At 64.4% G+C, this 22,008-nt stretch carries 20 protein-coding genes; 12 read left to right on the top strand and 8 right to left on the bottom strand.

The features are described from left to right. Positions 1-38: 38 nt before the first annotated feature. The 4 genes from cheY to G486_RS0111945 all read left to right on the top strand — a co-directional run bounded on the left by cheY (position 39) and on the right by G486_RS0111945 (position 2,289). Complete coding sequence (gene cheY, locus G486_RS0111965) at positions 39-425, top strand: chemotaxis response regulator CheY (RefSeq protein ID WP_027015750.1); 387 nt, start codon at positions 39-41, stop codon at positions 423-425. Between the two features lie 3 nt (positions 426-428). Further along, positions 429-1,040: a protein phosphatase CheZ gene (locus G486_RS0111960; protein ID WP_027015749.1), complete on the top strand. Its 612-nt coding sequence runs from the start codon at positions 429-431 to the stop codon at positions 1,038-1,040. A gap of 194 nt (positions 1,041-1,234) precedes the next feature. Continuing rightward, a complete protein-coding gene (locus G486_RS0111950) occupies positions 1,235-1,771 on the top strand; it encodes a hypothetical protein (RefSeq protein ID WP_027015748.1) in 537 nt (178 codons plus the stop codon). Positions 1,772-1,839: 68 nt separating this feature from the next. After that, positions 1,840-2,289: a CoA-binding protein gene (locus tag G486_RS0111945; protein ID WP_027015747.1), complete on the top strand. Its 450-nt coding sequence runs from the start codon at positions 1,840-1,842 to the stop codon at positions 2,287-2,289. A 177-nt stretch (positions 2,290-2,466) separates the two neighbouring features. Here the strand turns inward: G486_RS0111945 and gltS are convergent, their stop codons facing one another. The 3 genes from gltS to G486_RS0111930 form a co-directional block, all read right to left on the bottom strand. Next, complete coding sequence (gltS, locus tag G486_RS0111940; RefSeq protein ID WP_051303461.1) at positions 2,467-3,690, bottom strand: sodium/glutamate symporter; 1,224 nt, start codon at positions 3,688-3,690, stop codon at positions 2,467-2,469. Between the two features lie 79 nt (positions 3,691-3,769). Continuing rightward, positions 3,770-4,603 carry a GNAT family N-acetyltransferase gene (locus G486_RS0111935; protein ID WP_027015745.1) on the bottom strand — a complete coding sequence of 278 codons (834 nt, stop codon included), beginning with the start codon at positions 4,601-4,603 and terminating at the stop codon, positions 3,770-3,772. A gap of 164 nt (positions 4,604-4,767) precedes the next feature. Beyond that, positions 4,768-5,595, bottom strand: coding sequence for an IclR family transcriptional regulator (locus G486_RS0111930; RefSeq protein WP_027015744.1), 828 nt, complete (start codon positions 5,593-5,595; stop codon positions 4,768-4,770). A 147-nt stretch (positions 5,596-5,742) separates the two neighbouring features. On the opposite strand from G486_RS0111930, the gene G486_RS0111925 reads away from it, so the two are divergent. From G486_RS0111925 to priA, 6 genes are all read left to right on the top strand, one after another. Then, a complete protein-coding gene (locus tag G486_RS0111925) occupies positions 5,743-6,699 on the top strand; it encodes an MBL fold metallo-hydrolase (protein WP_027015743.1) in 957 nt (318 codons plus the stop codon). A 244-nt stretch (positions 6,700-6,943) separates the two neighbouring features. Continuing rightward, positions 6,944-8,626 (top strand): FAD-dependent oxidoreductase, encoded by a 1,683-nt coding sequence (locus tag G486_RS0111920; RefSeq protein WP_027015742.1) that lies wholly within the window; start codon positions 6,944-6,946, stop codon positions 8,624-8,626. A 19-nt stretch (positions 8,627-8,645) separates the two neighbouring features. After that, positions 8,646-8,909: a DUF2783 domain-containing protein gene (locus G486_RS0111915; RefSeq protein ID WP_027015741.1), complete on the top strand. Its 264-nt coding sequence runs from the start codon at positions 8,646-8,648 to the stop codon at positions 8,907-8,909. A gap of 106 nt (positions 8,910-9,015) precedes the next feature. Continuing rightward, entirely contained in the window at positions 9,016-9,981 is a 966-nt protein-coding gene (locus G486_RS0111910; protein ID WP_027015740.1) for a Bug family tripartite tricarboxylate transporter substrate binding protein, read from the top strand. A gap of 111 nt (positions 9,982-10,092) precedes the next feature. Beyond that, a complete protein-coding gene (gene hemE / locus G486_RS0111905; RefSeq protein WP_027015739.1) occupies positions 10,093-11,205 on the top strand; it encodes a uroporphyrinogen decarboxylase in 1,113 nt (370 codons plus the stop codon). A gap of 560 nt (positions 11,206-11,765) precedes the next feature. After that, entirely contained in the window at positions 11,766-13,916 is a 2,151-nt protein-coding gene (priA, locus tag G486_RS0111900) for a replication restart helicase PriA (protein WP_027015738.1), read from the top strand. A gap of 574 nt (positions 13,917-14,490) precedes the next feature. Here the strand turns inward: priA and G486_RS0111895 are convergent. The 5 genes from G486_RS0111895 to G486_RS0111875 all read right to left on the bottom strand — a co-directional run bounded on the left by G486_RS0111895 (position 14,491) and on the right by G486_RS0111875 (position 19,384). Next, positions 14,491-15,324 (bottom strand): ChbG/HpnK family deacetylase, encoded by an 834-nt coding sequence (locus tag G486_RS0111895; protein ID WP_027015737.1) that lies wholly within the window; start codon positions 15,322-15,324, stop codon positions 14,491-14,493. Beyond that, positions 15,321-15,743 (bottom strand): GtrA family protein, encoded by a 423-nt coding sequence (locus G486_RS0111890; RefSeq protein ID WP_027015736.1) that lies wholly within the window; start codon positions 15,741-15,743, stop codon positions 15,321-15,323. Before G486_RS0111890 ends, G486_RS0111895 begins: the two co-directional genes overlap by 4 nt. A 3-nt stretch (positions 15,744-15,746) precedes the next feature. Next, complete coding sequence (locus G486_RS0111885) at positions 15,747-16,751, bottom strand: glycosyltransferase family 2 protein (RefSeq protein WP_027015735.1); 1,005 nt, start codon at positions 16,749-16,751, stop codon at positions 15,747-15,749. Between the two features lie 21 nt (positions 16,752-16,772). Then, positions 16,773-18,365: a glycosyltransferase family 39 protein gene (locus G486_RS0111880; protein ID WP_027015734.1), complete on the bottom strand. Its 1,593-nt coding sequence runs from the start codon at positions 18,363-18,365 to the stop codon at positions 16,773-16,775. Between the two features lie 68 nt (positions 18,366-18,433). After that, positions 18,434-19,384, bottom strand: a complete 951-nt coding sequence (locus tag G486_RS0111875) for an AEC family transporter (protein WP_027015733.1) — start codon at positions 19,382-19,384, stop codon at positions 18,434-18,436. Between the two features lie 111 nt (positions 19,385-19,495). Here G486_RS0111875 and G486_RS0111870 point away from each other — a divergent pair, with 111 nt between their 5' ends. Continuing rightward, a complete protein-coding gene (locus tag G486_RS0111870) occupies positions 19,496-20,815 on the top strand; it encodes a CitMHS family transporter (protein ID WP_027015732.1) in 1,320 nt (439 codons plus the stop codon). Then, on the top strand, positions 20,812-21,996 hold the full coding sequence (locus tag G486_RS22185; RefSeq protein WP_051303459.1) for an ABC transporter substrate-binding protein: 1,185 nt from the start codon (positions 20,812-20,814) through the stop codon (positions 21,994-21,996). The genes G486_RS0111870 and G486_RS22185 overlap by 4 nt, the downstream gene beginning before the upstream one ends. Positions 21,997-22,008: the final 12 nt, after the last annotated feature.

Genomic DNA, 22,008 nt, shown 5'->3' with positions numbered 1-22,008 from the left:
ATCAGCGTTTCCTCATCTTCCGACTGAAAGGGCCTGACGTGGCTAATGCCCTGCGTTTTTTGATCGTTGACGACTTCTCCACCATGCGCCGCATTGTGCGCAACCTGCTCAAGGAGAGCGGGTACACCGAGGCCGATGAAGCCGAGGACGGCGTTGCTGCGCTGCACAAGCTGCGCAACAGCAAGTTCGACTTCGTGGTCACGGACATCAACATGCCCAATATGAACGGCTTTCAACTGCTCACGGAAATCAAGCAGGATGACAAGCTCAGGCATCTGCCTGTACTCATGGTCACGGCCGAAGCCCGCAAGGAGGACATCGTGGCAGCAGCACAGGGAGGGGCTGCAGGCTACATCGTCAAGCCATTCACCAAGGCCACTCTTGAAGAGAAGGTCAATCTCATCCTCAAGAAGCTCAGCATGTAAATCATGAACAGCCAGGATGTCCCCGATAGCGTCCACAACAAAATCGGTGTTCTGACGCGCCAACTGCACGACTCGCTCAACGAGCTCGGCTATGCAAGCCGCCTGCGCGGCAGCATGGATGAACTACCCGACGCCCAAAACCGCTTGTCCTATATCGCACGCCTCACGGGCGCCGCTGCCGAGAAGGTCCTGGGCAGCGTGGAACAGGCCAAAACCCACCAGGATCTGCTGGCCGAACGCGTACGCAACATGCGTGCCGAGCTGGTCCAGGATCCCGTCGCGGCCGTGGCCAAGGGCCGGTTCATGAACTTCCTGCAGGAAGTAGAGGAAAGCACCGGCCAGGCGGACGAGCATCTGACCGAGATCATGATGGCCCAGGACTTCCACGATCTCACGGGCCAGGTCATCGCGCGCGTCGTGGCCTTGACCGCCGATCTCGAGGCTCAGCTTGTGGAGCTGCTGATACAGACCTCGCCCCATCCTCCAGCCCTGAGCAGCGCACAGGAAAAGCCGGCGCAGCAGCTGGCGGGCCCCGTGGTCGATCCGCAGGGCACACCTGATGTGGTGACCTCCCAATCCCAGGTGGACGATCTGCTGGCCAGCCTGGGCTTTTGAGGCCTCGGACAAACCCCGAGACTCTGGCGCGTCGGGCGAGGTTTAGACCTACGTACAAAGTCATGCCGCCAGGCCTAGACTGGGCATATCCGGAAACCTTGTTACTGCACGGCGCTGCAGCTGCCGCTTTGTTCCGGATCCGCCTTTTCCAGCGGCAACTGCCCGCCCTGACTGACATGCACAGGAGGTCGGCCATGCATGCACTCATTGCTCGGTCACATAAAGCTTCCACGGAACACCACCGCACGCGCGCCCGAGGTCTTCTGCTGATTCTCACGCTGGGTAGCCTGGCCGCTGCAGGCATTGTTCTGCCCCTGATCTGGGATGTGCTGGGTCTGATCAACAGCCTGCCCAAGATGCAATGGCTGCAATCCGCCTTAAGGGGCATGCCCGTGGCAAGCTGGCTTTTGATGTTTGCCTGGGGACTGGCCGTTCCGCTGGCTCTGCTTTACGCGCTCTACCATCCTCACCCGCATGGCTGGCGCAATGGTCTTGTGGTTGCAGCCGCGATGTGGCTGGCCGTGACCTGGTATGTACACATGCCGGACCCCGGCCAATGCCTGGCCCTGTACTCTGGCGCGGATACGGCCTGCTCGCTGCTGCGCTGGGGCTTCAGCCTGAGCCTGGGCATGGCGACTGCAGCCTATCTCTTTCTGGTCTTCATGCTGGTGCTGTCGGTTCTCGGCCTGCTGACCGAAGAGCTGGCTCCCGAGCATGTGGCGCGCGAATAAGCACGGCGCATGCCCATGCCCCGCTCCACAAGGTGCATGGGCTGGTCTCTCCTGCTTACACTGGCGCGATGAACGACACGACAACCGATGACGAACTGCGCGGCCTGCTCACGCAATGTCGCACCCTGGCCGTGGTAGGCCTGTCCCCCCAGGCCGAGCGCCCCAGCCACAAGGCTTCAAGCTACATGCAGCAGCATGGCTACCGCATCATTCCCGTGAACCCCGTGGTTGCACGCGAAGGCGGACAGATTCTGGGAGAGCCGGCCTATGCCAGCGTGACCGAAGCTGCTGCGGCTCTGGCAGCCCAGGGAACAAAGATCGACATGGTGGACTGCTTTCGCAAAAGCCAGGACATCCCGCCGATTGCCGACGAGGCCATCGCCATAGGCGCACATTGCCTCTGGCTGCAGCAGGAGATCTTCAACGAGGCAGCCGTGCAAAAGGCCAGAGCCGCAGGCCTGGTTGCGGTAGAGGATCGCTGCGTCAAGATCGAGCACCAGCGCCTGCTCTGCAGCTGATCGGTCCGCAGCCCAAAGGGCTGCGGCCTGGTATTGGCGTGGACCAAGGCCCGGAACAATGCGGCACAGGTTGCCTGTGTCCGTCCGGAGTCTGCATCAGCCCACGCCAGCCATCATGCCGGACTTTTGTGACAGTTCCATGAGCCATCTCCATGGCGATGGAAATGCAGACCGCGCTCAACTCGCAAAAAACTGGATCACCACGGCATTGGCCAGGTCCACAAAAAAGCCGCAGACCAGGGGCACGACGATGAAGGCCTTGTGTGCGGCGCCATGCTGGCGCGTGACCGCCGTCATGTTGGCCACGGCCGTGGCCGTCGAGCCCAGGGCGATACCGCCAAAGCCCGCCGAAATCACCGCAGCTTCATAGTCCCGCCCGGTGAGCGGGAACACCACGAACAACGTATAGCCTGCAGCCAGCAGAATCTGCAGCGCCAGAACCGCCAGCACAAAGCCCATGACGCCTTGCAGCACCCATAGCTGCAGGCCCATGAGGGCCATGGTCAGAAACATGCTCAGACACAGGTCGGAGATCAGCGCCAGCCCGCCGCGCATGCTGCTCCAGTGCTCGCCGGCCAGACTGCCCTCCTTGCGGCTCACCATCCATTGCCCCACCGTATTGCGCAGCACGATGCCGGCCAGAAGACAGCCCACGAATTCGGGCAGTTGCAGGCCCGTGCCCAGCAGCCAGGAGTTCAGGCCGCTGCCCAGCATCAAGGCCAGGTTCAGCCACAGCCAGGCCCTGAGCACGCCGAAATAGTCCAGAGAGACCGTCGTCTGCACGGCCGCCACGCCCACATCCAGGGGGAGCGCCGCGCTGCCGCGCACATCGTGGCGGCGCATCAGAAAGCTGGCCATGGGCCCGCCGATCACGCAGGCCGCGACCAGGCCCACCATGTTGCTGGCCATGCCCAGCTCCACGGCCTGGGCGATGCCCAGCTTGTTCACGAAGTGCGGGCCCCAGGCCAGCGTGGTGCCGACACCACCGGTCAGGGAGATGGAGCCCGTCATCAGACCGGCCCTCGCATCCAGGCCGAAGAGTCGGGCCACGCTCATGCCCAGCAAGTTCTGCAGCACGATGAACAGGGCCGCGAGCACCAGCAACACCAGCAGGGGCTTGCCGCCTGCGCGCAGGCTGCGGATATCGGAATTCAACCCTATGGCGCTGAAGAAATACAGCAGCAAGACATTGCGCATCTCGAGGTCGAACTCGATGCGCACATCGGCCAGGCCGTAGATCAGGCCCACCAGGCCCGCGCAAAAGACGCCGCCCAGCACCGGCTCGGGAATGCTGTAGCGGCGCAGCACCGCAAAATGCTGCGCCATATGCCGGCCGATGAAAAACAGCACGATGGCCAGCGTAAAGCTCTGCAATGCAGGAACCGACAGAGTCCATCCCATGGCTCCCCCTTTTTGTTGTTCGCAAAAGGAAGGGATTGTGCCCAAGCCCCGGGGCTTGCGACCTGTCGCGGCCAGCCGCTTACGGGCGGCGCGAAAACAGCCGCTGATAACGTGCAGGCAGGTCCTGCATGCGCATCATGATGGGGAGATCGGCGGTGTTGAAATCGCTGTCCCAGGCCGGCGCCCCCAGCACTTTGGCGCCCGTGCGCAGATAGCCCTGGATCAGGGCCGGCGGCTCCACAGAGGCCTCGCCGGCGCTCACATGGGCCAGTTGCTCGGGCAGTGCCACGCGTGGCGTGACCAGGAGCTCCGGGGCGGCCAGATGGGTCTGACGCAGTTGCTGCCACACGCGTGCCGGGCCTTCGCCATGGGCCAGGCCCGGGTACTGCATGGGGATGCTGGCACAGCCCACCATGGCATCGAGGCGGTTGCGCTGCATGAACTCGGCCAGTGCGCCCCACAGGGCCAGGATCACGCCGCCCTGGCGGTGCGAGGCATGAACGCAGCTGCGCCCCAGCTCCACCATGCGCGGACGCCAGGCCTGCAGTGCGGCGAGATCGAACTCCTGATCGCTGTAGAGGCCGCCGGCGCGCTGCGCCTGGGCAGGTGTCAGCAGCCGGTAGGTGCCTATGACCACGCCCCGCTGTGCATCGCAGACCATGAGGTGCTCGCAGAAGTCGTCGAATGCATCGATGTCATGCCCGGGCAGCGAGGTCTGCAGCCTGGCGCCCATCTCCCCCGCAAAAACCGCATGCCGCAGGCGCTGCACCTGGCGCACTTCATCCAGATGCCGCGCCCAGCGGACTTCCAGCCTGGAGGGCGAAGCCCCGGCCCCGGCAGGAGAAATCAGTGGAGCGTAAGAGGATTTAGCGGGCTCGGGTATTTGGCTGCCAAGAAGTGTATGCGCGTCCATAGACCTGTTCTCCCTCTTTGTGGTGAGCACAGCCCGCAGCCTTTGCCACTTGCCTGCACCCAGGCATTTTGCAAAGCAAAAATGAAATATGGACGACGGTTACGTAACAGTTCTGTGTCAGCCCCAAAGGCCGATGGGCCTTGCAGCATCGGGCGGAAAGACCGTCAGCAAGGAACGCCATACCCAAGACGCAGCGACAAAGCCCGCGCCTGGGCCTGCAGTTTTTGCGCGGTCTGCCCTTGCGGGCTCACGTCGAGCGTGACCGAAGGGCCTATGGCAGCCAGCGCGAGCACCAGATGGCCGAAGCCGTCGAAAACCGGAGCCGCCAGCGCGCTGATGCCGGACAGAAGCTGGTTTTCCACATGGCTCAGATGCTGCGCGCGTATGACCTGCAGCTCATGCGCGAAGGCGCTCTCCTCCAGGCTGTAGCCCTCGGCCTGCAGCAGCGGCGCGATGCGCGCGGCGGGCCCGAAGGCCGCGAAGATCTTGCCCGTGGCCGTATGCCGCAGCGAGGCCGGCGTGCCATGGCGCATGGCCACATAGACATGGGTCGGGCCTTCCTCGACCCGAATGATGACCGGCCCCTGCGGGCTCCAGATCGCGGCCGAGACCGTATAGCCCAGCTCCTGGGCCAGGTCCGGCAGGTCGGCCACCGCCAGGCGCACGGGATCGGCCTGCTGCAGGCTGATCAGGCCCAGCTGTATCGCCAGCGGCCCCAGGCCGTAATGGCCGCTGGCCCGGTCCTGCTCCATGAGGCCCAGCTTGCAAAAGCTCACCAGATAGGGATGGGCCTTGGCCGGGCTCATGGCGGCCTCGCGCGCCAGGTCCTTCAAGGCCATGCGCCGACCCGTGCGCGCCAGCACCTTGAGCAGCTGGCCGCCGACCTCCACGCTCTGGATGCCGCGCGGCGCACGCACGGGCTCGTCTTCACAAACCAGGAGTGGGCCGGCAGCCAGACCGGCGGCAGAAGCGGAAGCGGATGTCTCGGGCATGGGCGCATTGTGAGCCCAGGCCTTGCACCCTTGCTCACTCCGGGTTTTTCACTATGTCAAATTGATTGTTTATTGTTGAATTTCTATCTAGCATTCAGAAATTCAACAAAAGCGAATTCATTCGTTTAAATCAAAGGACTCACCCCGATGAGCACCAAGACCTTCGCCTCTGCGGCCGATCTTGAGGTCAAGAAAGTCAGCTTCGAGCAGCTCTCGCCCCATGCCTGGGCCTATACCGCCGAGGGCGACCCCAACACCGGCATCGTCATCGGCGATGACGCGGTCATGGTCATAGACACCCAGGCCACGCCCGTCATGGCCGAGGACGTGATACGCCGCATACGCGAGGTCACGGACAAGCCCATCAAGTACGTGACCCTGTCCCACTACCACGCGGTGCGCGTGCTCGGCGCGTCAGCCTATGGCGCCGAGCACATCATTGCGAGCCAGGACACCTACGAGCTCATCGTGGAGCGCGGCGAGCAGGACAAGGCCAGCGAGATAGGCCGCTTTCCGCGCCTCTTCCAGAACGTGGAGAGCGTGCCCGAGGGCATGACCTGGCCGACCCTGACCTTCACGGGCAAGATGACGCTGTGGCTGGGCAAGCTGGAGGTGCAGCTCCTGCAACTGGGTCGCGGCCACACCAAGGGCGATACCGTGGTCTGGCTGCCCGGGGAAAAGGTCTTGTTCAGCGGCGATCTCGTGGAGTTCGACGCCACGCCCTATGCGGGCGACGCCTACTTCCAGGACTGGCCCCGCACCCTGGATGCGATTGCCGCCCTCCAGCCCGAAAAGCTGGTTCCCGGGCGCGGCGCGGCCCTGCAGACACCGGCCGCTGTGCAGGCCGGTCTTGCAGGCACGCGCGCCTTCATCAGCGATCTCTGGGCCGAGGTCAAGGCCGGGGCCGATGCCAGGCAGGACCTGCGCAAGGTCTACGAAGCGGCCTTTGCCAGGCTCCAGCCCAAGTACGGCCACTGGGTGATCTTCAACCACTGCATGCCGTTCGATGTGACCCGCGCCTACGACGAGGCCAGCGGCCATGCCGACCCGCGCATCTGGACGGCCGAACGGGACCGGGAGATGTGGATGGCACTGGAGGGCTGAGCAGATACAAGCGTCCGGGTCTTGCCGGTTTTAGGCGCTGCGCTCCCTGCCCTGCTCTCTCGTCCCTTTGGGGAAGCGCTGGCGCAAAAGGTGGTCCGGCTTTTTCTGGAGTGGCAAGCCGTCAAGGTGATTTGAAAAATAAAGGAGCTGCTTGCGCCTGCTGCTCCTTGGTTTCAGCATGAAAAGCACTTGAAATCTTTATTCATCAAGCGGTAGCAGCTATTAAAAAAGAGGTTCACCAGCCATGTCCACCCCCGCGATTCCCCTGCAGGCGCTGCGTGGCAGCGGTGCCGAGATACAGGCGCTGGAGATTCCCTACCGCCGCCATGCGGACCAGGATCTGGCCGCACCCGCAAGCCATGCCGTGGTCATCGTGGGAGCCGGGCCCGTGGGGCTGACGCTGGCCATAGACCTGGCCCAGCGCGGCCAGCGCGTGCTGCTGCTGGACAACGACGGCAAGCTCTCCATGGGTTCGCGCGCCATCTGCTTTTCCAAGCGCACGCTGGAGATCTGGGACCGCCTGGGCGTGGGCCAGGCCATGGTGGACAAGGGCGTGTCCTGGAACCTGGGCAAGGTCTTCTTCAAGGACCAGGCCCTCTACCAGTTCGACCTGCTGCCCGAGCCCGGCCACGAGCGCCCGGCCTTCATCAACCTGCAGCAGTACTACGCCGAGGCCTGCCTGGTCGAGCGCGCGCTGCAGTTGCCGCTGATCGAGCTGCGCTGGCACAACAAGGTCGTGGGGCTGGCGCCGCATGAAGACGGCGCCCAGCTCACGGTGGAGACGCCCGAGGGCCGCTACCGCATCGACGCCCAGTGGGTGCTGGCCTGCGACGGCTCGCGCTCGGGCCTGCGCTCCATGCTGGGCCAGGAAAGCCATGGCCGCATCTTTCGCGACCGCTTTCTGATCGCCGACGTGAAGATGCGGGCCGGCTTTCCCAGCGAGCGCTGGTTCTGGTTCGACCCGCCCTTTCACCCGGGCCAGAGCGTGCTGCTGCACCGCCAGGCCGATGATGTCTGGCGCATCGACTTCCAGCTGGGCTGGGACGCCGACCCCGAGACCGAGAAAAGGCCAGAGAACATCCTCCCGCGCATACGCGCCCTGCTGGGCCGCGAGGTGGATTTCTCGCTGGAATGGGCCAGCGTCTACACCTTTGCCTGCCTGCGCATGGAGCGCTTCGTACACGGCCGCGTGGTGTTTGCGGGCGACAGCGCGCACGGCGTCTCGCCGTTCGGCGCACGCGGCGCCAACAGCGGCGTGCAGGATACGGAAAACCTGGCCTGGAAGCTGGACCGCGTGCTGCGCGGCCAGGCCGGCGCCGGCCTCGTGCAGACCTATGGCGCGGAGCGCGAATACGCGGCCGACGAGAACATCAAGAACTCCACGCGCGCCACCGACTTCATCACGCCCAAGAGCGAGATCAGCCTGCTGTTTCGCAACGCCGTGCTGGGCCTGGCGCGCGAGCATGGCTTTGCGCGCCAGATCGTCAACAGCGGCCGCCTGTCCGTGCCCGCCACGCTGCACGGCTCCGCGCTCAACACGCCCGACGGCGAACCTTTCCAGGGCCGTCAGGTGCCGGGCGCCGTGCTCAGCGATGCACCCATGCAGGACGGCCAGGGCCATGCCGTCTGGCTGCTGCGCGCGCTGGGGCCGGACTTCAGCCTGCTGCACTTCGGCCCCACGCCAGCCTGGGCGCGCGCGCTGCCGCTGAAGAACCTGTCCATCGCCGCCCCCGGCGAGGCCCATGCACCCGTGGCCGATCTCATCGACGCCCAGGGCCTGGCCGCCAGCCGGCTCGACGCCCGCCCCGGCACCAGCTATCTGCTGCGTCCCGACCAGCATGTCTGCGCACGCTGGCGCCAGCCCGACCAGCCCCGGGTACTGGCCGCGCTGGAGCGCGCCAGTGGCATGCGCAATGGATCACTTTGACAAAGGATGAGATGTCACCATGCAGCTGATCACCTCCCCCAACCTGCAAGCCTGCGACGACTTCTACGAAGCCCTGATCGCCACCCACCAGGGGCTTGACTGCGAACAAAGCCATGCGCTGAATGCGCGCCTGGTGCTGCTGCTGGCCAACCACATCGGCCGGCAGGACATTCTGTGCCACGCACTGCAACTGGCACGCGCCAGCGCGGCGCAGCCGGCTGCCGATGCCGGCACCGGGCTGGCAGCCCTCACTCCTGCAGCGCCCGTGCATGCCACGGCCTGAGCGCCGACTTCCTGCGCTCTGCAGACCACTCACTCACCCCAACCACGCCACCCGGACGCTCGACCCAGGCCGGACGAGACAAGCGTCACAACCCATGGAGACAAACATGCAGCGCAAACAATTTCTGGCCGCCCTGGCCCTGACCGGCCTGGCTTGCTCGGCCCCCGCCCTGGCCCAGGACAAGCCCCTGGAGTGGGTCGTGGGCTATGCGGCCGGCGGCGGCTCGGACGTGGTCGCCCGCGTGATCGCCGAGGCCATGGGCCACAGGCTGGGCCGGGTCATCGTCATCAACAACAAGCCCGGCGCGGGCACTAACATCGCGGCCGAGTACAGCGCACGCTCACGCGACTTCGGCCATCTGATGTTCACGGCCGACTTCGCCACCCTGGCCGCCAACCCGTTCCTGTTCAGCAAGCTCAGCTACAACGCCGAGCGCGACTTCAAGAGCGTGGGCATGCTGGTGCGCTTTCCCATGCTGCTGGCCGTGAACAACGACGTGCCCGCCAGCAACCTCGGCGAATTCATCGCCTGGGCCAAGCAGCAAAAGGCCGGCGTGAGCTGGGGCTCGGCCGGTCTTGGCAGCCCCCACCATCTCGTGGGCGAGCTGTTTCGCGAGCAGACCGGCATCGCCGGCATGACCCATGTGCCCTACCGCGGCGCGGCCCCGGCCGTGCAGGACGTGATCGGCGGCCAGATCCCGGCCATGTGGGTGGACAGCGCCACGGCGATTCCCTTTCTCTCCGAAAAAAAGATCAAGGCCATAGGCGTGGCCAGCCCTGCGCGCATCGACTCCCTGCCCCAGGTGGCCACGCTGCAGGAGCAGGGACTCAAGGGCTTCGAAGGCTATGCCTGGCAAGGCATCGTGGTGCCGGCGGGCAGCCCGGACGCGGTGGTCAAGAAATTCAGCGATGCGCTGCAATACGCGCTCTCCGACACCCGTACCAAGGCCAGGCTCTCGACCATGGGCGTCGAGCCCATGCCCGGCAGCTCCGCACAAATGCAGCAGTTCGTGAGCAGCGAACGCAGCAAATGGAGCCGTGTGATCTCCACCAACCACATCAAGCTGGACTGATCCCGCCCCCCTTCCCCTGGCGTCCGCAGGCTGCGCCAGGAGAAGGGCAAAACACATGACCCGCTCGGGTTCAGGCGGCAAACGCATGCGTCTCGGCGACAATGCCCCACCATGAGCTTTGCCCCCCTTCAAAACGACACCTTTCTGCGCGCCTGCCGGCGCCAGGCTACCGATTACACGCCGCTGTGGCTGATGCGCCAGGCCGGTCGCTACCTGCCCGAGTACAAGGCCACGCGCGCCAAGGCCGGCAGCTTCATGGGCCTGGCCACGAATGTGGACTACGCCACCGAAGTCACGCTGCAGCCGCTGGAGCGCTTTCCCCTGGACGCGGCCATCCTGTTCAGCGACATCCTGACCGTGCCCGACGCCATGGGCCTGGGCCTGTCGTTTGCCGAGGGCGAAGGCCCGCGCTTTGCCCAGAACGTACGCGACGAATCCGCCGTGGCCGCACTGGCCGTGCCCGACATGGACAAGCTGCGCTACGTGTTCGACGCCGTCACCAGCATCCGCCGCGCCTTGAACGGCCGCGTACCGCTGATCGGCTTTTCGGGCAGCCCCTGGACCCTGGCCTGCTACATGGTCGAAGGCAAGGGCAGCGACGATTACCGCCAGGTCAAGAGCCTGATGTATGCGCGCCCCGACCTCATGCACCGGATTCTGGAGATCAACGCGGACAGCGTGGCCACCTATCTGAATGCCCAGATCGACGCAGGCGCCCAGGCGGTGATGATCTTCGACAGCTGGGGCGGTGTGCTCGCCGACGGCATGTTCCAGCAATTCAGCCTCGCCTACACCAGGCGCGTGCTGGCGCAGCTCAAGCGCACCGGCACGGATGGCCAGGATGTGCCACGCATCGTCTTCACCAAGGGCGGCGGCATCTGGCTGGAAGAGATGAACGCGCTCGACTGCGAAGTGCTGGGCCTGGACTGGACGGCCAACCTGGGCCGTGCCCGCGCCATCGTGGGCGGCCAGGCCGGCGGCCCGGGCAAGGCGCTGCAGGGCAATATCGACCCGAATGTGCTGTTCGCGCCACCCGAGCGCATTGCCGAGCAGGTGCGCAGCGTGCTCGATAGCTTTGGCAAGCCCCATACCGACCGCAGCACCACAGGCCCGACACACATCTTCAACCTGGGCCACGGCATCAGCCAGTTCACGCCGCCCGAGCATGTATCGGCCCTGGTCGAAGCCGTGCACGGCCAGTCGCGCGCCATGCGCCAGGCCTGAGCCCGTCAACACGCTTCCAAGGGCCGGCAGCCCGGATCGAGAAAGGCAGAAGGCCCGCAAGGCCTCCTGCCTTTCTCGCCTCGACAGCCCTGCGAGCACCCTGCTGCGCACAAAGTTATCCACAAAATGCAGAGAAGCAGCGCCCAGAATCTGCGCAAGCGCTGAATTTGCGGCCATTTCCCCCGGAAATTCATGCCATTTGAGGCCAATCCCCAGGCTTGGGAGCTGAGATATGGGTATAGGGAAATCTTCTTATGCACAGGCCGCCAATAGCAGCCCAGGACCGACAAAACTTGTCACCCTTGCGCACAAGCCGTTGACAAATCAACTCAAACCCTTGTTTTTCAATACCTTTTTCTATAGCACGAGATGGAGCAAAGAGGGGCCCATGCAGTAAACGCCCAGAAAGTCAACGCCTTGGGACAGAGCATCTCCACAAAGTTATCCACAAAAACGAAGGAGATGCGCTGAAGCAGTGAAGCAGGCCATCCCGGCTTGCCTGTGACCTGCGCTTATGCTTGGGGACTTTGCCGCCCCGCCTCTTGCACACAGCAGCCTCCATGTCCGCCGAGTTTCCGCATACCGTCCATGTCGCCGTGCATACGCCCATGCACAGCGCAGTCGGTGAACCGCTGAGCTATGCCTGTGCCCAGGCGCTAGAACCCGGGACTCTGGTGCGCGTGCCCCTGGGTGCGCGCGAGCTGCTGGGTGTGGTCTGGGACGCCCCCTCCAGCCCCGAACCCCAGACTTTCGAGCTCCGGCCCATCGCCGGCGTGCTCGAAGGCATTGCCCCCATGAACCCGGCCTGGCGCCGGCTTGTGCGCTTTGCCGCCCGGTACTACCAGCGCAGCCTCGGCGAGATCGCCGTCACGGCCCTGCCCCCGCAGCTGCGCGATATGACGGCCGCCCAGCTGGCACGCAGGCTCCAGCCGCCCAAGACGGTCAAAAAGACCCGAAGCTCAACGGCGGCCCTGGCCCAGGCCTGTGCGCCAGCCCAGCCCCCGCTGGCCCTGAGTACCGAGCAGGCCCAGGTCTTCGCCCGCATCCAGGCCGAGCCAGGGCCTTTTCTGCTCTACGGCAGCACGGGCAGCGGCAAGACCGAGGTCTATCTACAGGCCGTCGAGCAAACCCTCGCCGCAGACCCGCAGGCCCAAGCCTTGGTCATGGTGCCCGAGATCAATCTCACGCCCCAGCTGGAACAGCGCTTCAGACAGCGCTTTGTGCCGCTCTACGGCGAGGCAGCCGTCGTCAGCATGCACAGCGGCATGACCCAGCCCCAGCGGCTCAAGAGCTGGCTGGCCGCACATGCAGGCCGGGCCCGCATCGTCCTGGGCACGCGCATGGCCGTGTTTGCGAGCCTGCCGGGGCTGGCGCTGATCGTGGTCGACGAAGAGCACGACGCCAGCTACAAGCAGCAGGAAGGCGCGCGCTACTCGGCACGCGACCTGGCCATCTGGCGGGCCCGCGATGCGGGCGCCAAGATCATTCTGGGCAGCGCCACGCCTTCGCTGGAAAGCTGGCATGCAAGCCGCCCGCCCGACAGCACAGACCCGCAGGGCGGGCGCTACCTGCGACTGCTCATGCCCAGCCGCATCGGTGCGGCCACCCTGCCGCAGGTGCGCGTGGTCCACATGGGCCAGCAGCCGCGCAAGACCGTGTTCTCCGCAGCCCTGATCGCAGCCCTGACCGAGCGCGTGCAGCGCGGCGAGCAAAGCCTGGTGCTGCTCAACCGGCGCGGCTTTGCGCCCGTGCTGTTTTGCAGCGACTGCGGCTACAAGAGCGACTGCCCGCATTGCAGCGCCCACCAGGTGTTTCACAAGGCCGACCGCACGCTGCGCTGCCACCACTGCGGCTTTACCCAGCGCGTGCCGCGCACCTGCCCCGGCTGCGGCAACCCCGACATCCTGCCGCTGGGCAAGGGCACGGAACAGCTCGAGGAAGAACTCGCCAGACTGCTGCGCAATGTGCAGCGCCCCGACCGCGAGCCCGCGCGCGTGGCCCGCATCGACGCAGATACCACGCGCGCCAAGGGTTCTCTGGAGCAGCAGCTGGCCCAGGTGCACTCCGGCGATGTGGACGTGCTCGTGGGCACGCAAATGGTCGCCAAGGGCCATGACTTCAGGCGCATCACCCTGGTGGCTGCGGTCGATCCCGACAACGCCTTGTTCTCCAGCGACTACCGAGCGCCCGAGCGGCTGTTCTGCCTGCTCATGCAGGCCGCAGGCCGTGCGGGGCGCGACGCGCTCTATGTGCAGGCCCGCAGCAGCCGCCCCGAGATGTGGATTCAGACCCATGACCCCGACCATCCGGTCTATGCGGCGCTGCGCGAACACGACTATCCCGCCTTCGCGGCCCAGCAACTGGGGGAGCGCCGTGATGCGGGCATGCCGCCTTTTGCCTACCAGGCCCTGGTGCGTGCCGACGCCCGCAGCCAGGAAAGCGCCCAGGGCTTTTTGCGCGCCGCGCAGGAGGCCGCGCGTGCAGCCGGCCTGCCGCATCTGGACCAGGTGTTTCTCTATCCGCCGATCCCGCTTTCCATCCAGCGCGTGGCCAATGTGGAGCGCGCGCAAATGCTCATCGAATCGGCAAGCCGCCCGGCCCTGCAGCACTTTCTCAGGGCCTGGCAGGCCCATCTGCACTGGCTCAGAAGCCAGCCCGAACACAAGTCCCTGGTGCGCTGGCTGATCGATGTCGATCCACTGGCCATCTAGTAAAAACTCGGCATTTCATGCCTGTAGCGCTTGTCCAGAAGGCGCTTCACGCTCACTTTTTTGCAACACCCATGCAAGCATGAATTTCGTCCGCGACGATTGCGAGCACAGACGCCAGTGCACTCAACAGCACGACCTAGACGGAGGCCAAGGTGCCGGTGGGCAAACGGCTGGCCGGCTCAGGCAGAGGTGACCCATCGCTCCGTAAGAGCGTGTTTACGATCTCCTCGGCGCCGCGCCAGTGTCTGTGCGGGATGGGATGCAAGGCGCGATACCGCAGCAATAGCCGTGCTATTGCGAGGATTCGCAACGCTGTAGACCGCCCGCAAAGGCACTGGCCCCAAGGGTTGGAGCAAAATCGGGCGATTTCTTCGCGCTGGCCCTTGCTTGCACCCCGGTGCAAGCTGCGGCTCATCGCTTTGAACTCATCCCGATTGCGCTCCAACGCGGCAGCGTAGATGTTCCCAATATGAAGCAGGAGGTCACCGAGCCACTCGCAGATTTTCTGGAGCTATAGGCGCGGATGACGGCGGCCGCAAAGCTGGCCGCCGTGCAATCCCGGGGTGGGCTTGACTCAAGAGCCGGCGAACAGCCAAGTCAGCGGCCCCTGGGTGATCAGGCAATTCGACTGCGTGAGCGCCTGGGAAAAATCTTCGGAGCCCAGGTAGGCGTATTCCACGGCTCTTTGCCGGCCTATGGCATCGCCGTCGACCGGGGCTGCTGCGGGGTGGCACATCATGAGTGCTCCATGCCCGACCTCGGCCAGCCAGCGCTGCATGTGCCGACCATAATCTTGCGGTGTTGCAGCATCGAAGCCATAGACACCTGCAAAGCCCCGGTTATGCGCAAAGCCCTTGCGATGCATGAGGCGCGTGCTGCTCCAGCCGCCCAGCAGCGCGATCACGGCAGCCTTGGGCTCGCGCCATAGGCGGCCAGCGGGCGCCGTGGAACGCAGCCAGGGCCCGGGGCCATCGCCCCAGCGTTTTTGCATGACCTCGACCAAGGCCGCCCTGGCTTGCGGCAATTGGTGCACATGCTGATGCCCGTCGATGAAATCCGGGCGCATGCCCAGAGCATCCTCAAACGCATCGAGCTGATGCTCCAGCGCATGGACCATGGTGATGCGTCCCAACCGTCCCGTATAGGCGCGGGCAATCACGCTGCCTATGCTTTGATCGGGCTGCACGCCATGGCCTTCGGTGAGGTTGAAGTGCAGTCCCAGCGACAGGCGCCCGCGCAGGTCCTGCAACCCCTTGGCTGCCAGCTTCCATCCTGGGGCGGTGCTCATGCAACTGGTGGCCGAGAGCCGGCCGGCCTGCGCAAGCGTTCGCACGGCCTCATCCACCAGCGGATGCAAGCCATAGTCGTCGGCACAAAGGGCAATGCTTTTCACGGGCTGCGCGCTCATCCCGCCTCCTTGCGCCCTGGCGCGGAAAAAGCCCAGAGCTTGGCACTCACGAAAGTACCAAGCGCCACGAGAACCAGCACCAGCGCCTGGCTCCAGAAGTAATGCCAGCGCAGCTGATCCAGGGCCAGCCAGTAAAGCAGCTCGTTGGCCGCAAACGCCGCACAGGCCACGGTGAAATACCGCAGCAGTGCCGCCCTTCCATGAACGCCGGCGCGCGAGAAGGTCAGCAAGACATGGCCGTTGTAGCTCACCACGAAGGCCACCAGAAACGCCAGCACATTGGCCTGCAACGGCTGCATGCCTGCGAACTGCACCAGCAGGCCGACCACGGCCAGGTGCACGGCCGCAGCACAGCCGCCGACAAAGATGAACTGCAGGCCCTGAGGCAGGCCGCGCAGCCTTTTGATCAAGGCCTGCATGGCCTAATCCTTTTCGCCCAGAGGGCTGCTGTCCTCATCACGCGCCAGCAGATACGTGGGCCGCCGCTTGACCTCGTCGTAAACACGGCCCACATACTCCCCGAGAATGCCGATGGACATGAGCTGGACGCCCGAGAACAGCATGATGCTCGCGGCCAGCGTGGGCCAGCCGCGCAAATGGTTGCCAAAGAGTATGGTTTCCACGGTAATCCACAGCCCGTAGGCCAGGGCACCCAGTGAGATCAGACCGCCCACCACGCTCCAGACCCGGAGCGGCAAGGTGGTGAATGAAGTCAGGCCCAGCAAGGCCAGTGCGCTCAAGCGGCGAAAGTTGAAGCTCGATGCACCAGCCGCCCGGTCGGCAGGCACGAACGGCAAGGCCACGGTCTTGTAGCCCACCCAGGCATACAGGCCTTTCATGAAGCGATTGCTCTCGGGCAAGGCCTTGAGCGCATCGACCACCTTGCGGTCCAGCCAGCGGAAATCCCCGGCGTTGGGCGGAATCTTCACCAGGTTGCCTGCGTTCATGAGCCGGTAAAACAGATTGGTGCCCATGCGCTTGGCGCCGCTCTCCCCGGCCCGATCGGCAATCACGCCATAGACCATGTCATAGCCCGCAAGCCATAGCTCGCACATCTGGGGCAGCATTTCCAGGGGGTGCTGGAAATCGGCGTCAATGAGCAGCACCGCATTGCCACGTGCATGGTCAATGCCTGCAGACAGAGCAGCCTCCTTGCCGAAGTTGCGCGACAGCGCCAGATAGCGCAGCGGCAGCTCCCTGGTCAGGCGCATGGCAATGTCGTGCGTGGCATCACGACTGCCATCGTTCACGACGATGATTTCGTAATCGGGTGTCAGCGCGCTCGCGGCCTGGCTCAGGGCGCGCAAAAAGGCTTCCAGATTGCCCTCTTCGTTATGAGCAGGCACCACGCAGCTCAGCCGCAATGGCGCCCTGGGCAGAGTGCCCATCGGGGCTGCTGGAGTCACGTCAGCGTGCAAGTCGGTCATAGTCCATAGGTTCTCATGGCCTCAGCGGTTTGCGTCCGGCATGACGTCAAACACGGCATAAGCATAGTTGCGGGCCAGCGGGAAGCGCCAGCCCTGGCGCTTGAGGGTGAGCACATGCGGCTCGGGGGGCTGGCCGCGATGCGCAAGCCACTCTCTGGCCTGAGCCTCGCATTCGGCCGACTGCGGCGTCACACCTGGCGCCTCGCCCACCGGCCCACGCGGGCACAGCAGCAGGCCGGCCTGATGCCTCCAGTCCAGCGGGGCCAGCACGGACGCCCGCCCACCATCGGGCAGACCAGGCACCGTACGCAGACGCGGCTGGGCGTAGAACGCCAGCATCGCGTTCTCTGCCCAGTCTCCGCCGACCCACTGCAAGGGCTGCTCGGGGTGGCGCTGGTTGAAGGACTGGACAATCGCATGTGCAGCCTCAGACGCAGGCCGGTAATAGTCAGCGCGGCTGTCACTGGCCTTGATCCAGGCAGCCACCGGGCTCAGGGCAAGAACCAGCACCAGGCTGGGCCACCAGGCCCGCGTGAGCGCCGCCAGGACGGCATCCGTCGCCTCCGGGGCTTGCAGGTGCAGGTTGCGCAGCCAGAGCAGCACGAAGGCATAGCCAATGGGAATCGACCAGGGCGTGGACAGCTCGACCACACCCGTAATGCCAAACACCAGGGTCAGGGCCCAAGGCGCAAAGGCCAGCCAGAACAGCGGATCGTCCGGGCCCTGCCAGCCCCAGCTGCGGCGCAGAAAGCCCATGCAGCAACGCAGACGTGAGAGTCCACTCTGGCGCGCATGCACCAGGCCATAGAGCAGGCAGACGGCCAGCCAGGCCGGCAGCCAGTAGAAAATCGGCGACAGAATGAAGCGCCCTATATAGCTCCAGACCACATGACCATCACCCTGCTCCATCGCATAGCCCAGGGTTGCCCAGTCATGGTGAGCCATCCACAGCAGATGTGGCAGCAAGAAAAGGCCAAAGGAAATCAGGGCCACATAGGGGCGCGGGGTACGCAACCATCGGCGCCCCACAGATGACAGAAAGATGGGCAGCAAGAAGCCGGCAAGAAACACGCCGCTGTAGTACTTGCTGAGCATGCAGGCAGCGGCCACCAGCCCCAGGCCCAGGCTGTAGAAGAAGCCGCGCACGCCCTTTTCCTGCCAGCTGGCGATGAGCAGGGCTGCAGCCCATGGCCATAGCGACAGCAGCTGGCTGTTGGCATTGAACTTGCCCGCCAGTGTCGTGTAGGGGAAGGTCCACAGCAGCAAGGCCGCACCAAGAGGCGCGAGACGGGCCATGCCCAGACGACGCCCCAGCACGTAAACACCCCAGATGCCTACGCCCACGTTGGCATAGGAAAGCAGACGGTAAAAGCCGTCGGTCTGCGGAAACACCATGAACCACAGGCCCACGACCCAGGCGAAGAACGGCGGATGCTTGTGCGTGCCCCATTGCAGGGGCTGGGCCCAGACATAGTTCTCCAGCATGTCGTGATAGCTGTCCAGGTTGCCATTGGACAGCCAGGACACCAGAGCCCAGAGCAGGCAGGCCGCACTCACCGCCCACAGCATGCGACGCCCTGTCATGATGGAAAAAGCACGGGGGGTCGAAGTCATGTGTAGATCACAAAAAGAAACATCAGCGAAATTGTAGGCAAGCGCTCGTGACTGCCCGATCAAAAGGATTAAACCGAATTCGCCACGATCACCGGGAAGCTGACGAAGGCCAGCACCGTCGAGACCAGGATGATGCGTGCGATCAGGCCGCTGTGTGCTCCGAAACGCTCTGTCAAGAGCACGACATTGCTGGCACTTGGAAGAGCCGCCAGCAGCACCAGCACCAGCACTGTTTGCGGCTCCAGCTCAACACCCAGGGCCTGCGCCAGGCGCGCAAGACACCAGAGCAGCAGGGGGTGGAGCAGCAGCTTGAACCCGACCACGGGCAGGTAATCGCGCACGGGCAGGCGTTCAGCGCTCTCCATTTGTGAGCGCGCAAGCACAGCTCCTATGCTGAACAAGGCCACGGGCGAAGCTGCTGCGGCCAGCATGGCCACCGTTTCCTCCATGGGGCCAGGCAGGCTCCATCCTCCGACCGATGCCAGACCGCCCAGCACGATCGCCCAGGGCATGGGGTTGGCCGCCATACTCTTCAAAGCCTGCCTGAGCGCCACCATGGCGCCATGGCCGCCCGCCGCCTCCAGCCGCGACAAGGCAATGCACAGCGAGCTTGTGAACACCATGTCCACCGCCATGGAAACAATGACCACGCCTGCACTGTGCTCGCCCAGCAGGGCCGCCAGCATGGGCACGCCCATGAAGCCGGTGTTCGGGAAGGCCGCGACCAGAGCTGCAAAGGCCGCATTGTTCCAGCCCAGACGTGCACGCAACAGGACCAGCGTCAGCGCCAACATGATCACCGCACCCAGCGCATAGACCCCCGCGACCTGGAGATCGAGCAGCTGCGCCACCGGCGTGCGTGCCCCCAGCCGATAAAGCATGCAGGGCAGAGCGAAATACAGGACAAAAGCGTTCAGTCCAGGAATCGCAGCTTGTGGCAAAAAACCACGCCGAACGCTCAAATACCCGCATGCGATCAGCGCAAAAAATGGAAAAGTGACAAGAAAAATCGACAACATGGCTCAGAAATCTTTTTATTCATTTATCGCATTGCGAGAGTTTGCGCTAACATCCCGCTCCATTTCAAAAAAGGCCAGCCAAGGCCTTTGAACAATAACGGAGACCTGTCGATGCTGACCGCACTCGCCTACACCATGATTGTCGCGTTCATGGTGCTCATCATGACCAAGCGCCTGTCACCCATGGTGGCGCTGATTCTCGTTCCCATACTCTTTGGTCTGCTGGCCGGCTTTGGCATGGAGCTGGGCCCGATGATGTTCGACGGCATCAAAAAGCTTGCGCCCACGGGCGTGATGCTGATGTTTGCGATTCTTTATTTCGGCGTGATGATCGATGCCGGCCTGTTCGACCCTGTGGTCAGGCTGGTGCTGCGCCTGGTGGGAGGCAGCCCGACCAAGATCGTCGTGGGCACCTTCTTGCTGGCCGCCGGGGTTTCTCTGGACGGCGACGGCTCCACCACCTACATGATCACCTGCGCCGCCATGCTGCCGCTGTACCAGCGCCTGGGGATTAATCGCCTGGTGCTGGCCTGCGTGACCATGATGGCCGGCCAGCTCATGAACATACTCCCCTGGGGAGGCCCCACGGCACGTGCCGTCAGTGTGCTGGGCGTGGAGATGGGCGAGGTCTTCGTCCCCATGATCGGCCCCATGCTCCTGACCGGCCTCTGGTGCACCTTTGTGGCCTTCATTCTTGGACGACGCGAAACCCGGCGTCTTGGCACCCTCCGCCTGGATGACGGCACAAGCGAGGCAACCCACGTCGCCGTCTCTGTCACGGACCAGCACCCCGCCCTGGCACGTCCCAAGCTGCTGTGGGCGAATACCTTGCTCACCGTCGCCCTGATGACGCTACTGGTCATGGACGTGGTCCCGCTGCAGGTGCTGTTCCTGGTGGCCTCAGCGATTGCCCTGATGATTAACTATCCCAGCCCGGCCCAGCAAAAGGAGCGCATCGAAGCCTACGCAGTGAATATCGTGCCTGTGGTGTCGCTGATCTTTGCAGCAGGCGCTTTCGTGGGCATTCTGTCCGGCACCAGGATGGTCGATGCCATCGCCAACAGCGTGATCGCCATGGTGCCTGAGCAGGTCGGCCCCTACATGGCCGTTGTCACGGCCTTGCTGAGCATTCCCTTTACCTTCTTCATCTCCAACGATGCCTTCTACTTCGGCATCTTGCCCATTCTGGCCAAGACGGCGGCGGTCTATGGGATCAGCCATGCAGAGATTGCACGCGCTTCGCTCATCGGCCAGCAGGTGCATCTGCTCAGTCCCCTCGTGGCCTCGACCTATCTCCTCGTGGGCCTGGCCAAGGTGGAATTCGGCGACCACCAGCGATTCACGCTGCTGTGGGCACTGTCAGCCGCCATGGTCATGCTTGTGGCCACGCTGGCCCTGGGCGTGATTCCGCTGATGGGAAGTGCCGCATGACCCGGCCCCCAAAGCCTTCCTCGCGCCGCCTTGCCCTCGGGCAGTTGATGCTCCTGGGCTCTGCCCCATGGCTGGCCGGGCCTTCGCTGGCAGCCGATTCTGATAATTTGCTCGACTATGCACCGCGAGCCAAGGCTCCTCCGGGCTATCCCGAATCCTATATAGCACTGGTCAGAGCGGCCGAGGACGAAGGCCGGCTCTGCATCTACACGAACACCGACAAGCCTGTGGCAGCGCCCTTGGTCGCAGATTTTCAAAGTCTTTATCCGCGCATCGCCGTCGATTACGAAGACCTTGGCAGTACCGAGCTGTACCACCGCTTCATTGCCGAAAGACAGCTGGGCCGGGCCTCGGCCGATGTGCTGTGGAGCTCGGCCATGGACCACATGGCGGCGCTGGCGACAGCCGGCCACGCCCAGCCCTACGACTCCCCTGAGAAAAGCCATTACCCGGACTGGGCCCGATGGCAGGACAGGCTGTGGTCCACGACCTACGAGCCCGTGGTGTTTGCCCATCACAAGCCATCGCTTCCCGCCAGCCGGGCGCCGCGCAGCCACAAGGAGCTGGCCTCCTGGCTGGCGCACAACCAGGGTCGCACAGTCAGCTATGACATTCTCAAGTCAGGCATAGGCTATTTTCTTGCCGCCCAGGATGAGGCCGCCGACGCTCACAGCTTCTGGTCCATGGCCAAGGAGCTGGGGAAGCGCCAGACCCGGCTTGTGCTGACCACCGATGCTCAGGCAAGCCAGCTGGCCAGCGGAAAGGCCAGTCTGGGCATCAACCTTCTGGGCTCCTACACGCTGGCACAGGCACGCAAGCGGCCCACGCTGGGCATCCTCTACCCACAGGACTACACGCTGATCGCCTCGCGTGTCCTGCTCATCAACAGCAAGGCCGCCCATCCCAACGCAGCCCGCCTGTGGCTGGACTATCTGCTATCCAGGCGCGGCCAATCGCTCATGGCCCGGTCTGCCGGGCTTTATGCCTTGCGCGCAGATGCCGAGGGCGAGACCACCAGGGCAGTCTTGCTCAAGCAGCTCGGCGACCGCGCACGCCCCATTGCCCTGAGCCCGCAGCTTGCAGCCCCGCTGGACAATGCGTCCTACAACGACTTCATCCTGCGCTGGCGCACGGCCCTCGGGCAGGCCAGGGTCCGCAGACCGGCCCCCGGCAAGGCCTGACGAGGCCAAGAG

The organism is Comamonas composti DSM 21721, assembly GCF_000429845.1.
Taxonomy (GTDB): domain Bacteria; phylum Pseudomonadota; class Gammaproteobacteria; order Burkholderiales; family Burkholderiaceae_C; genus Comamonas; species Comamonas composti.
This window is presented reverse-complemented; position numbering and strand designations above follow the sequence as displayed.

What these genes read in the sequence shown, in the direction of transcription:
- G486_RS0111890 (WP_027015736.1), bottom strand. Translation starts at nt 15,743, where the DNA reads ATGCAGGCCTTGATCAAAAGGCTGCGCGGCCTGCCTCAGGGCCTGCAG.
- G486_RS0111925 (WP_027015743.1), top strand. Translation starts at nt 5,743, where the DNA reads ATGAGCACCAAGACCTTCGCCTCTGCGGCCGATCTTGAGGTCAAGAAA.
- hemE (WP_027015739.1), top strand. Translation starts at nt 10,093, where the DNA reads ATGAGCTTTGCCCCCCTTCAAAACGACACCTTTCTGCGCGCCTGCCGG.
- G486_RS0111895 (WP_027015737.1), bottom strand. Translation starts at nt 15,324, where the DNA reads ATGAGCGCGCAGCCCGTGAAAAGCATTGCCCTTTGTGCCGACGACTAT.
- G486_RS0111910 (WP_027015740.1), top strand. Translation starts at nt 9,016, where the DNA reads ATGCAGCGCAAACAATTTCTGGCCGCCCTGGCCCTGACCGGCCTGGCT.
- G486_RS0111960 (WP_027015749.1), top strand. Translation starts at nt 429, where the DNA reads ATGAACAGCCAGGATGTCCCCGATAGCGTCCACAACAAAATCGGTGTT.
- gltS (WP_051303461.1), bottom strand. Translation starts at nt 3,690, where the DNA reads ATGGGATGGACTCTGTCGGTTCCTGCATTGCAGAGCTTTACGCTGGCC.
- G486_RS0111930 (WP_027015744.1), bottom strand. Translation starts at nt 5,595, where the DNA reads ATGCCCGAGACATCCGCTTCCGCTTCTGCCGCCGGTCTGGCTGCCGGC.
- G486_RS22185 (WP_051303459.1), top strand. Translation starts at nt 20,812, where the DNA reads ATGACCCGGCCCCCAAAGCCTTCCTCGCGCCGCCTTGCCCTCGGGCAG.
- G486_RS0111885 (WP_027015735.1), bottom strand. Translation starts at nt 16,751, where the DNA reads ATGACCGACTTGCACGCTGACGTGACTCCAGCAGCCCCGATGGGCACT.
- G486_RS0111920 (WP_027015742.1), top strand. Translation starts at nt 6,944, where the DNA reads ATGTCCACCCCCGCGATTCCCCTGCAGGCGCTGCGTGGCAGCGGTGCC.
- G486_RS0111880 (WP_027015734.1), bottom strand. Translation starts at nt 18,365, where the DNA reads ATGACTTCGACCCCCCGTGCTTTTTCCATCATGACAGGGCGTCGCATG.
- G486_RS0111915 (WP_027015741.1), top strand. Translation starts at nt 8,646, where the DNA reads ATGCAGCTGATCACCTCCCCCAACCTGCAAGCCTGCGACGACTTCTAC.
- G486_RS0111950 (WP_027015748.1), top strand. Translation starts at nt 1,235, where the DNA reads ATGCATGCACTCATTGCTCGGTCACATAAAGCTTCCACGGAACACCAC.
- G486_RS0111935 (WP_027015745.1), bottom strand. Translation starts at nt 4,603, where the DNA reads ATGGACGCGCATACACTTCTTGGCAGCCAAATACCCGAGCCCGCTAAA.
- priA (WP_027015738.1), top strand. Translation starts at nt 11,766, where the DNA reads ATGTCCGCCGAGTTTCCGCATACCGTCCATGTCGCCGTGCATACGCCC.
- G486_RS0111945 (WP_027015747.1), top strand. Translation starts at nt 1,840, where the DNA reads ATGAACGACACGACAACCGATGACGAACTGCGCGGCCTGCTCACGCAA.
- G486_RS0111870 (WP_027015732.1), top strand. Translation starts at nt 19,496, where the DNA reads ATGCTGACCGCACTCGCCTACACCATGATTGTCGCGTTCATGGTGCTC.
- G486_RS0111875 (WP_027015733.1), bottom strand. Translation starts at nt 19,384, where the DNA reads ATGTTGTCGATTTTTCTTGTCACTTTTCCATTTTTTGCGCTGATCGCA.